11 protein-coding genes are annotated in these 9,972 nt (G+C 62.4%); 4 read left to right on the plus strand and 7 right to left on the minus strand.

The features are described 5' to 3' along the window. Positions 1–152 precede the first annotated feature (152 nt). Complete coding sequence (locus V6766_RS15250; protein WP_448467831.1) at positions 153–1,232, plus strand: Gfo/Idh/MocA family protein; 1,080 nt, start codon at positions 153–155, stop codon at positions 1,230–1,232. A gap of 69 nt (positions 1,233–1,301) precedes the next feature. Here V6766_RS15250 and V6766_RS15255 read toward each other — a convergent pair whose 3' ends face one another. Then, positions 1,302–1,421 carry an entericidin domain-containing protein gene (locus V6766_RS15255; RefSeq protein WP_085986587.1) on the minus strand — a complete coding sequence of 40 codons (120 nt, stop codon included), beginning with the start codon at positions 1,419–1,421 and terminating at the stop codon, positions 1,302–1,304. Between the two features lie 315 nt (positions 1,422–1,736). Here V6766_RS15255 and V6766_RS15260 point away from each other — a divergent pair, with 315 nt between their 5' ends. Further along, a complete protein-coding gene (locus tag V6766_RS15260) occupies positions 1,737–2,345 on the plus strand; it encodes an exopolysaccharide biosynthesis protein (RefSeq protein WP_448467838.1) in 609 nt (202 codons plus the stop codon). Between the two features lie 27 nt (positions 2,346–2,372). On the opposite strand, the gene V6766_RS15265 is transcribed toward V6766_RS15260, so the two are convergent. Next, on the minus strand, positions 2,373–3,278 hold the full coding sequence (locus V6766_RS15265; RefSeq protein WP_448467840.1) for a LysR family transcriptional regulator: 906 nt from the start codon (positions 3,276–3,278) through the stop codon (positions 2,373–2,375). 111 nt (positions 3,279–3,389) lie between these two features. Here V6766_RS15265 and V6766_RS15270 point away from each other — a divergent pair, with 111 nt between their 5' ends. Both V6766_RS15270 and V6766_RS15275 read left to right on the plus strand, forming a co-directional pair. Beyond that, entirely contained in the window at positions 3,390–3,557 is a 168-nt protein-coding gene (locus tag V6766_RS15270) for a hypothetical protein (RefSeq protein ID WP_448467842.1), read from the plus strand. 207 nt (positions 3,558–3,764) lie between these two features. Beyond that, positions 3,765–4,775 carry a GlxA family transcriptional regulator gene (locus V6766_RS15275; protein WP_448467844.1) on the plus strand — a complete coding sequence of 337 codons (1,011 nt, stop codon included), beginning with the start codon at positions 3,765–3,767 and terminating at the stop codon, positions 4,773–4,775. A gap of 41 nt (positions 4,776–4,816) precedes the next feature. On the opposite strand, the gene V6766_RS15280 is transcribed toward V6766_RS15275, so the two are convergent. From V6766_RS15280 to ligA, 5 genes are all read right to left on the minus strand, one after another. Beyond that, the gene (locus V6766_RS15280; RefSeq protein ID WP_448467846.1) at positions 4,817–5,698 is read right to left on the minus strand and encodes a 50S ribosomal protein L11 methyltransferase; all 882 of its coding nucleotides are present in this window, start codon (positions 5,696–5,698) and stop codon (positions 4,817–4,819) included. Between the two features lie 71 nt (positions 5,699–5,769). Further along, entirely contained in the window at positions 5,770–6,366 is a 597-nt protein-coding gene (locus tag V6766_RS15285; protein WP_448467848.1) for an SCO family protein, read from the minus strand. A gap of 33 nt (positions 6,367–6,399) precedes the next feature. Then, on the minus strand, positions 6,400–6,873 hold the full coding sequence (locus V6766_RS15290; RefSeq protein WP_448467850.1) for a GFA family protein: 474 nt from the start codon (positions 6,871–6,873) through the stop codon (positions 6,400–6,402). Positions 6,874–6,895: 22 nt separating this feature from the next. Next, complete coding sequence (locus tag V6766_RS15295) at positions 6,896–7,378, minus strand: CreA family protein (protein WP_448467852.1); 483 nt, start codon at positions 7,376–7,378, stop codon at positions 6,896–6,898. A 304-nt stretch (positions 7,379–7,682) separates the two neighbouring features. Next, positions 7,683–9,830 carry an NAD-dependent DNA ligase LigA gene (gene ligA / locus V6766_RS15300; protein ID WP_448467854.1) on the minus strand — a complete coding sequence of 716 codons (2,148 nt, stop codon included), beginning with the start codon at positions 9,828–9,830 and terminating at the stop codon, positions 7,683–7,685. Positions 9,831–9,972 lie beyond the last annotated feature (142 nt).

A 9,972-nucleotide genomic window follows, 5' to 3' on the forward strand; every position in this document is an offset into this window, starting at 1 on the left:
GCATGATTCTTGCACAGAGTTTGTTTTGGCCCCCGAAACCCTTGCCAGCGCCGCGCGCCTCGCCCTGCCGGATCGTCAGGCTTTGACCGCGCCCGAAGGCACGGAACGGCATTGAAAGCAAACGTCCGAAATATGCATAACAGGACATTGGAATGACGAGAAAACTCAAAGTCGCCGTCGTCGGCCTGGGCGTCGGCCAAACGCATATCAGCCGCGGTTACCTTCCAAACCCGGAGCGCTTCGAAGTCGCCGCCATATGCGATATAGACGCCAGACACCTCCACGCGGTCGGCGACCGGTTCGGCATTGAGCGGCGCGAGACCGACTATCTTGAAATCCTGGGCATGGACGATATCGACGTGATCGACGTCTGCACGCCGCCCGGCACCCACAAGCCCCTGATGCTCGCGGCGCTCAAGGCCGGCAAGCATGTGATCTGCGAAAAGCCGCTGGTCGGCTCGCTTGCCGATATCGATGAGCTGCTCGATGCCGAATCGCGCTCCAGCGGCCATGTCATGCCGATCATGCAGTATCGCTATAATGACGGCGCCCAGAAGGCCAAGCATCTGATCGCCACCGGCATTGCCGGCAAGCCCTATGTCGCGACCTGCGAGGTGCACTGGCTGCGCGACGCGCATTATTACGAGCACGACTGGCGGCGGCACTGGAACGATGCGCTCGGCGGGGTGCTGATGAACCACGCGATCCACGCCAACGACCTGATGTTCTACCTGCTCGGGCCGGTGCGCTCGCTGTCCGCCCGCATCGCCACCCGCGTCAACCGCGGCATCGAGGTCGAGGATTGCGCCAGCGTGACCGTGGAACTGCATTGCGGCGCGCTCGCCACCACCTCGGCAACACTCGGCTCCGTCGAGCCGCTGAGCCGCATGCGGCTGTGCTTCGAGAACATGGTGATCGAGACCGACAGCCGGCCCGACTTCACGGCCGAGGACGCGCCGTGGCGCTTTATCCCCGCGAATGACGAAATCGCACGCCGGATCGACGAGTCGCTGGCCGAGTTCGCTCCGCCGCCCACCGGCTTTGCGGGCCAGATGCAGGGTTTCCATAATGCCATCTGCACCAAGACGCCGCTGCCGCTGACCCTTGCCGACGCGCGCCACAGCCTCGATTTCGCCACGGCGGCATACTGGTCGGCAAAGACCTACAGCCCTGTACCCCTGCCGGTGATGGCGGATCACGCATTTTACCACGGCTGGCAGAACGCGATCTGACACCGCCTTCCGCAAACAAAAAACCCGAGCGCACGGCTCGGGTTTTTTCATCGAAATCAAAGACTTTTATTAATAGCTTGCAGCGCGGTCTACGGACTGGCCGGCGTTCTGCGTCGCATCGATGGCGTTCGCCGTATCCTGACCCATGCCTTCGATGGTGTTGCCGCAGGAGGCGAGCAGGCTGCCCATGGCGAGAAGAATGGAAGCGACGATGACCTTACTTTTAAACATTGCGAACTCCTGATTTTTCGTTCGGATATCCCCTAAACGTTCAGAACTCCATCGTGTTCCGGACCAATGCTTGCGGGAGCGAAACTATCCCCTCCTCTGCACCGACCGCGAAAAAGTCTTCACAGTTTCTCCCCAGATCTTCCCACCGTTATCCACAAGGGAGAGCGGAGATTTCCACAGGCGTCGCCATACCCCGCGAAGACGCCCGGTAGCACTTCCAAAAGCCGCATTGCCACCCTACCTTCTTCCGTGCCCAAGCAGAGGAAACCGCCGGTGACCGACCACACGGAAGACAGTGACAAGCTCTCCGCCATTCTCGCCCGCCTCCAGCCGGGGCCGGATGGCCGCGTCAGTCTGGATCAGCTCGACGGGGCGCTGGCCGAGCGGTCCTTCGGCGCGTTTCTGGTGCTGTTTGCCGTGCCCAACCTGATACCGCTGCCGCCGGGCGCGACGCTGGTGCTCGGCATACCGCTGATCCTCGTGAGCTGGCAGATGATGGCATCGCGCCGCAAGCGCGTCTGGCTGCCGGAGCGGATTGCCCAGTTTTCAATTGACGGCGCGCGCTTTCTGACGCTCAAAGAGCGGATATTGCCCTGGCTGCGCTGGATCGAAAGCGCGGTGCGTCCCCGGCACTGGTTTTTGAAAACCCGGCGGTCGGAACGCCTGCTCGGCGCGTTTGCATTCCTGCTGTCGCTGGTGGTGTTCATGCCGATCCCATTCGGCAACTGGCTGCCGGCCTTCGCGCTGGCCATTATCGGCTTGTCGGATACCGAGCGCGATGGTTACGGCCTGATCATAGGCATCATCACCGGCGTGATATCGATCCTGCTCGCCGCCCTTGTCGTGGTCGCGGCCGGAGCCCTGATTGCGCTGCTTTTCTAAGGGCTTACCTGGACTCCCTGAGACAGGTCAGGCAACCCGATTGGCAAGCTGCGTCGGCTGCAGGGCATGGCGGATCGCATCCGCCACCGCCTCGATCAGCTCGCCGCGCTGATCCGAAAACCTCAGCCGGATATCGTAATAGCCGAGTTCGGGAAGCCCCTTGTCGGGCCCCAGCACTTCCATATCGTCGGTGACGTAATAGGCCGCCATCGGCGCAACGGCGAGATCGGAGAGAACGGCCGCGCGCTGAACCATGGTGGTCGCGCTCAAATAGGCGACGCGATAAGGCCGGCCGGCCTCGGCGAGCGTGCGCACAGCCTCATGCCGCCAGCAACAGCTCTGCTCCCACATCGACACCGGCAACGGCTCCTTGAGATAGGCCGTCCCGCATTTCGCGCCGACCCAGACCAGCCTTTCGCGCATGATCAGTTCGCCATCATCATCCTTGCCCGGAAGGTCGCCGGAGTTCAGCAGGGTAAGGTCGAGCCGCTGTTCGCGCAGGCGCTGGGCAAGACCGTTCGAGTTGTCGATAGTGACATCCACCATCACGCTCGGAAACGCCTCGGCAAAGCGCTTGAGCACGGTCGGCAGTATGCGCTCGCCGATATCGTCTGTCGCGCCGAGCCGCACCACGCCGTGCATGTCGGGATGGCGGAAGCGCGACATCGCCTCATTGGAAAGCGCCAGCATCCGCCTAGCGTAGGACAACAACGTCTCGCCGCTGCGGGTGAGCCGCACGGACCGGGAGTCGCGCACAAACAGAGAGGCTCCGACAACCTCTTCCAGCCGCTTGATCTGCATCGACACCGCCGAGGGCGTTCTGAACACCCGCTCGGCGGCTCCGGAAAAGCTGCCGGTCTCCGCGATCGCGACGAAGGTGCGCAGAATGTCGTTGTCGAGAACCGGGAGCGGCGTTTGCAGGCTCAGGGTCATGGCGGCCTCTTGGATCAATATTTTTGACTGAACCTATGATTACATTTCGTTTGATTGAATGTCAAATCCGCCTACCTTTGTCTCATGACCCGCACTTGAAGGAGAGAAGTCATGGGATTGTTCATCATATTACGCCATCTGGTGGCCCCGCTCGCACGATATGCCAACCTGCAGGATCAGCTTGCCCGCAAGCAGAAGCTTGAGGAGAACATCAAGCGGATCCCGCCCCATCTGCGCCAGGATATCTTTTCCGACGACCGCTACTGGCGCCATGACTGAGACGATCTGGACCCACCGGTCGGCCATATCCATTATGCCTGAAAGGGCATGGCCGACCGGAAAATTCGATCCATTCGAACTGTCGTGCTCTTTCCCGCCGCATTTGTCTGTGTCAATGTCGTAAACAGACTATTGGCGACCCGGTTTCTTGCGGAAATTGTATTTTCTCAAGTGTCGAATCCGGCTCTCAGCGCGGCGGTGTCCATCATGGGAAGATCGTTTGTCTTTTATCTCGTTCCGCAATTCTCGCTGCTGCCCTTTACCAGCGCGATCGAGGCGCTGCGCATCGCAAACAGGATGCTCGGCTACGAGGCCTATCGCTGGCGGATCGCCTCCGACAGCGGGCTGAAAGTCTGTTCGTCAAGCGGCATCGCCGTCGAGCCGGATACCTCGCTCGCCGACGAGCGCCGCGCCCTGATGGGCGAAAAACGCCCTGATCTGGTGCTGGTCTGTTCCGGCATCGACGTCGAGGACTACTACAACAAATCCTTCGAGGCCTGGCTGCGCGAGCTCAACAATCGCGGCTGCGGCATCGGCGCGATGTGCACGGGAACCCACCTTCTGGCCCGCGCCGGCCTGCTCAAGGGCCGCCGCTGCGCGATCCATTGGGAAAACATGCCGGGCTTTACCGAAACCTGGCCGGAAATCGACGCCCATGCCGACCTCTTCGTGATCGACCGCAACATCTATACGTCGGCCGGCGGCACCGCCTCGCTCGACATGATCCTGCACCTGATCGGCCGGGAATTCGGCGAAGGCCTCGTCAACGCGATCTGCGAACAGGCGCTCACCGACCGGGTGCGCCTGTCCTCCGAGCGCCAGCGCCTGCCGCTCAGCGCCCGTCTCGGCGTCCAGAACGGCAAGGTGCTGCAGATCATCGAACTGATGGAGGCCAATCTCGCCGAGCCGCTGTCGCTGATCGAGATCGCCGATGCTGTCGGCCTGTCGCGCCGCCAGATCGAGCGGCTCTACCGCCAGGAGATGGGCCGCTCCCCGGCGCGCTACTATCTCGAAATCCGCCTTGATCGCGCCCGCCGTCTGCTGGCGCAATCGACAATGCCGATCGTCGATGTCGCGGTTGCCTGCGGTTTCGTCTCCGCCTCGCATTTTTCAAAATGCTACCGCGAAATCTACCACTGTTCCCCCCAGCAGGAACGCGCCCAGCGCCGACAGGCCCGCATGTCAGTGCGGGAAAGCGCGATCGGGGTTGCGGTTTAGGAGCAAGCGCCGCGGCTCACGGCCTTCCCGAAAGAGAGGGGCTACCCTCTCAGCAGTAACGTCACCCAGCCATTGCGCCAATAGGTGCGCTCGTGGCGCATGCCTTGGGTGCGGTAGGCGGCAAGCACCTTCCAGCGCTGCTCGACGAGAATGCCGGAGAGGATCACGGCGCCGCCCGGCGCGAGATTGCGCTTTACGCCCGGCGCGAGCTTCATCAGCGGGCGGGCGAGAATATTGGCGATAATCAGATCGAAGGGCGCATACTCGGCAAAGGCCGCATGGTGAAAGCCCGGCGCGGTGACGAAATCGATGCCGGAGACGATGCCGTTCGCCCGTGCATTCTCGCGCGCCACCTTGACGGCGACCGGATCGATATCGGTGGCGAGAACCGGGATCGGGCGCAGCTTGCGCGCAGCCATGGCCAGCACGCCGGTGCCCGTGCCAAGATCGAGGGCGTTCAGCGGCCGTTCGGCCTTCAGCACGGTATCGATCATTTCCAAACAGCCGCTGGTGGTGCCGTGATGCCCGGTCCCGAACGCCTGCCCCGCCTCGATTTCGATGGCGATATCGCCCGCGCGGCGGTGGTCGCGGTCATGCGAACCGTGAACCAGAAAGCGGCCGGCGCGCACCGGCTTCAGCCCTTCGAGCGACTTCGCGATCCAGTCGATATCCTCGATCGCTTCCTTCTCGATTTCCGGGCTACTCTCGCCAAAGACGGAGTTCACAACATCCGCAAAGATCGCCCGTAGCGCCTCTTCCTCGTCCGCGTCGAGATAGACCGAGGCCTCCCAGCGGTTGGCCTTCTCGTCGATCTCCATGGTCGCAAGCGCATAGGGCTCCTCGCCGAGCGCCATCGAAAGCGCATCGAGCACCTGGCCCGCGCCGGCTTCATTGGTGGTGACGTACAGTCTGATCTGGCTCACGGATCGGCCTTTCCTGGAATTCCTGCCATCCGCGATAAGCCCGCCGGCCGGCAATGGCAAGGCTGCGGCCGTCAGTTGATAAGGTTTTCGAGCTTCTTCACCGCGACATCCGGGCTTTCGCCATAGGCGATCGTGCCCTTCAGCACCCCGCCATCATCGAGCAGAAACACCGAGGCGTTGTGGTTCATCGTGTAATCGCCATCCGGCTGGTCGGGATCGAGCGGGACTTTCTCGTAATAGATTCCGAACTTGTCGAGCGCGGCGCGAACCTTGTCGGGATCGCCCGAAATCGCCTCGATCCGGTCGGAGACGTTGGAGAGGTAACGCTCCATGGTTTCCGGCGTGTCACGCTCGGGATCGACGGACATCCAGTAGGCGTCGATCTTGTCGCCATCGGGATCGACCTCGTGCAACCAGCCGTTCAGCTCGTAAAGCGTTGTGGGGCAGACTTCCGGGCAATGGGTAAAGCCGAAGAACAGCGCGGTCGGCTTGTCGCGCAAGGCCTGCTCGGTGATCGGCTGGCCGTCGCCGGCGGTGAGTTGAAAGGAGGGACCAAAGGGGACATTCATCATCTCCTCATTGGTCTCGCCGATCTCATAAACCAGCCAGATCAGCACCGCGCAGATGACAGCGACGGAAGCCCAGAGCACGCGACGGAAGGTTTTCATGCTTATCCCTTGTTCGGCGCGGCAAGCGCCGCCCTATTCCTCCAGAAGACCGTGCTTGCGGTGCCAGTCCTCGATCGAAAGCTCCGGATAGCCGCCGAAATGAACGTGGCCGGGACCTTCCGGCACATCCACCCAATTGGCCTTGGAGTCCAGCATGATATGCACGATCTCGGGCGGACGGGGCAAGGGCGTATCCACCGCTGCGGCAATTGGATGCACCAGTTCCGGCCAGCGCTCGTCATAGAGATAGAGAGCGCTGCCGCAATTGCCGCAGAAATGCCGCTCGCCCTCGCTTTCGCCGTCATGCATGCGGGCGTGATAGAAGCGCTTGTGCTCGCCGCCCGTCAACTCCAGCGTATCGGCGTCCGCGCCGAGATTGATGGCGTAGCCCCCTGCCCCGGCATGTTTGCGGCAGATACTGCAATAACAGCGCATATAGGGATAGGGCGTTCGGCTCTCCACCGAATAGGAAACCTTGCCGCACTGGCAGCTTGCCTCGAGTTTCATGGCGCTCTCCTTCTGCTGCTGCTTATTCCGGCGCGCCGTTTTCCCACACCACATCCTGGCCGTAAAGCGGCACGGTCGACATCGACATCTTGGCAGAGCCCTCGGTAATCTCGCGGGTATGGGCCAGATAGATCAGCGTTTCATTGGCCTTGTCGTAGATGCGCTTGATGACGAGTTGCTTGAAGATCAGCGAGCGCCCTTCCCGGAACACCTCCTCGCCATTCATGTCGAGATCGATGTCACCGATCTTTATGGGGCCGGTCTGCCGGCAGGCGATCGAGGAATTCGACGGGTCCTCGAACCAGTTGCCCTTGGACAGTCGATCGATGATCGAACGGTCGAAATAGGCAATGTGGCAGGTCACGCCGTCAACTTCGGGGTCATGCAGGGCTTCGACGACGATATCGTTGCCGACCCAGTCGACCCCGACCTCACCCACCTGTTCCGCATGCGCGGCGCCCGCAAACAACAGACCCGCGCAAAGCGCAAAACCAAACCGCCTCATATCGAAACTCCCTGAAAATCCATGCTCTCAAGATAGGTTGTTGCCTACGCTATGCAAGCGAACCGCCTGCGAGAAAGCGGCCGGATGACATGTGGCCTCTGCCGCATAGCCCCCCAATCTTCTCGCCCCGGAGGGGAGAGATGTCGCGACAGCGACAGTGAGGGGGGAATCTATCACCGCGAATGCCCTCGCGATTTGAAACGCCGCGCCACCCTCACTGCCCCTTGCGGGGCATCTCTCCCGCCAGCGGGAGAGAGTATTTGGAGCAAGCTGCAGGCCACGTGTTCTCCCAAACCGAGCCGGGTTACCCCCCAATCAGCGCCAGCCACTCATCCTCATCCATGGTCTCAACGCCGAGCTCCTCGGCTTTCTTCAACTTCGAGCCGGCGCCGGGTCCCGCAACGACGATATCCGTCTTTTTCGAGACCGAGCCGGACACCTTGGCGCCGAGGCTTTCCGCCTTTGCCTTGGCCTCGTCGCGCGTCATTTTCTCGAGCGTGCCGGTGAAGACAACCGTCTTGCCGGCGACCGGGCTGGAGGTATCGATGCGCTGCTGGTCGTCCTCAGGGGTCACTTCGTTGAGCAGGCGGGCGATGACATCGGTGTTATTCTCTTCGGCAAAGAACTCGGCAATGGCGCGGGCGACGACCGCGCCGATGCCGTCGATATTGTTGAGATCGTCCCAGGCCTCGCCCTCGCCGCTTGCCGCCTCGCGCATCGCCTTCTCAAAGGCCTCGTAGGAGCCGTAGGAGCGCGCCAGCAGCTTGGCCGTCGTCTCGCCGACATGGCGGATGCCGAGGGCGAAGATGAAGCGGTTAAGCGCGATCGTCCGCCGCTCGTTGATCGATTCGTAGAGATTGGCGACCGAGGTCTTGCCCCAGCCGTTGAAATTTTCGAGCTTGGTCAGCGCCGCCCCCTGCCGCCGCTCCAGCGTGAAAATGTCGGGCGCGGTGCGGATCGCCAGCGCCTCGTCCTCATGCTCGAAGAAGAAATCGACCTGCTTGGAGCCGAGCCCCTCGATATCGAAGGCATTGCGCGAGACGAAATGCTTCAGATGCTCGACCGCCTGCGCCCGGCACGAGAACCCGGCCGTGCAGCGCCTGACGGCATCGAGCTTGCCGGTCTTCTCGTTGATTTCCCGAACCGCATGCGCCCCGCAGACCGGGCAGTGATCGGGAAACTGATAGGGCTCGGCATCTTCGGGCCTCTTGTCCGGCACGATATCGACAATCTGGGGAATGACGTCGCCGGCGCGCTGGACGATGACATAGTCGCCGATGCGGATATCGCGGCCCTCGCGGATCGGCTCGCCGCCGGAGCCCTTGCCGGCGATATAGTCCTCGTTGTGCAGCGTCGCATTGGTCACCACCACGCCTCCGACGGTAATCGGCTCCAGCCGCGCCACCGGCGTCAGCGCCCCGGTGCGGCCGACCTGGATATCGATGTTGAGAAGCCGCGTGATCGCCTGTTCGGCCGGGAACTTGTGCGCCGTCGCCCAGCGCGGCGAGCGCGAGCGGAAGCCGAGCCGCGCCTGAAGGTCGAGCCGGTCGACCTTGTAGACGACGCCGTCGATATCGTAGTCGAGATCGCCGCGCTGGACGCCGATCTCGCGGTAATGATCGATGAGATCATCGACGGAGGAAAGCCGCCGCATCAGCGGATTGACCGGAAAGCCCCATGTCTCGAAGGTCTCGACCATGCCCATCTGGGTATCGGCCGGCATTTCCGACATTTCGCCCCAGGCATAGGCAAAGAATCTGAGCTTGCGCTTCGCGGTCACCTGCGGGTCGAGCTGACGCAACGAGCCCGATGCGGTGTTGCGCGGGTTCACATAGGTGGGCTTGCCCTCCTCGGCGAGCGCCGCATTCAGCGCCGCGAAATCGCTCTTGGCCATGTAGATCTCGCCGCGCACCTCAACCACCGCCGGCGCGCCCTTCGGCAACCGGTTCGGGATTTCGCCAATGGTGCGGACATTGGCGGTGACGTTTTCCCCCGTCGCGCCGTCGCCGCGGGTGGCGCCGGAGACGAGCACGCCGTCCTCATAGCGCAGCGACATCGACAACCCGTCGATCTTCGGCTCCGCGGTGAAAGCGATGGAGTTATCCGGCAGATGCCCGAGGAAACGATAGACCGAGGCGATGAAGTCCTGCACGTCCTCGTCGGAAAACACATTGCCGAGCGAGAGCATCGGCACCGCGTGCACCACCGGCGCGAACGCCTCTGAAGGCGTCGAGCCGACTCGGCGCGACGGGCTGTCTTCGCGGAGAAGGTCGGGAAACTGCGCCTCTAGCGCATCGTTGCGCTGCTTCAGCGCGTCATATTCGGCGTCGGTGATCTCCGGCGCGTCCTTGCCGTGATAGGCGACATCGTGGCGGGCGATTTCCTCGGCAAGGCTCGCAAGCTCCGCCGCAGCCTCATCGCGGGACAGTTCCTCAACCGGTTTCTTCGCCATGTCACACTCCTTCGCGGTTCACTCGCTGAATTAGAGCGGATCGGCGCGAAATGGAAGCCGATTTGACAGCGACGGCGATGGCGCACCCCAATCTCCCCCCTTGAGGGGGAGATGCCCCGACAGGGGCAGAGAGGGGTGAACC

Source organism: Martelella sp. AMO21009 (assembly GCF_053484295.1).

Bases quoted from the DNA above. Each gene is read 5' to 3' on its own strand.
- V6766_RS15250 (WP_448467831.1), top strand. From the start codon at position 153: ATGACGAGAAAACTCAAAGTCGCCGTCGTCGGCCTGGGCGTCGGCCAA.
- V6766_RS15255 (WP_085986587.1), bottom strand. From the start codon at position 1,421: ATGGGCAGCCTGCTCGCCTCCTGCGGCAACACCATCGAAGGCATGGGT.
- V6766_RS15265 (WP_448467840.1), bottom strand. From the start codon at position 3,278: ATGACCCTGAGCCTGCAAACGCCGCTCCCGGTTCTCGACAACGACATT.
- V6766_RS15270 (WP_448467842.1), top strand. From the start codon at position 3,390: ATGGGATTGTTCATCATATTACGCCATCTGGTGGCCCCGCTCGCACGA.
- V6766_RS15275 (WP_448467844.1), top strand. From the start codon at position 3,765: ATGGGAAGATCGTTTGTCTTTTATCTCGTTCCGCAATTCTCGCTGCTG.
- V6766_RS15285 (WP_448467848.1), bottom strand. From the start codon at position 6,366: ATGAAAACCTTCCGTCGCGTGCTCTGGGCTTCCGTCGCTGTCATCTGC.
- V6766_RS15290 (WP_448467850.1), bottom strand. From the start codon at position 6,873: ATGAAACTCGAGGCAAGCTGCCAGTGCGGCAAGGTTTCCTATTCGGTG.
- V6766_RS15295 (WP_448467852.1), bottom strand. From the start codon at position 7,378: ATGAGGCGGTTTGGTTTTGCGCTTTGCGCGGGTCTGTTGTTTGCGGGC.
- ligA (WP_448467854.1), bottom strand. From the start codon at position 9,830: ATGGCGAAGAAACCGGTTGAGGAACTGTCCCGCGATGAGGCTGCGGCG.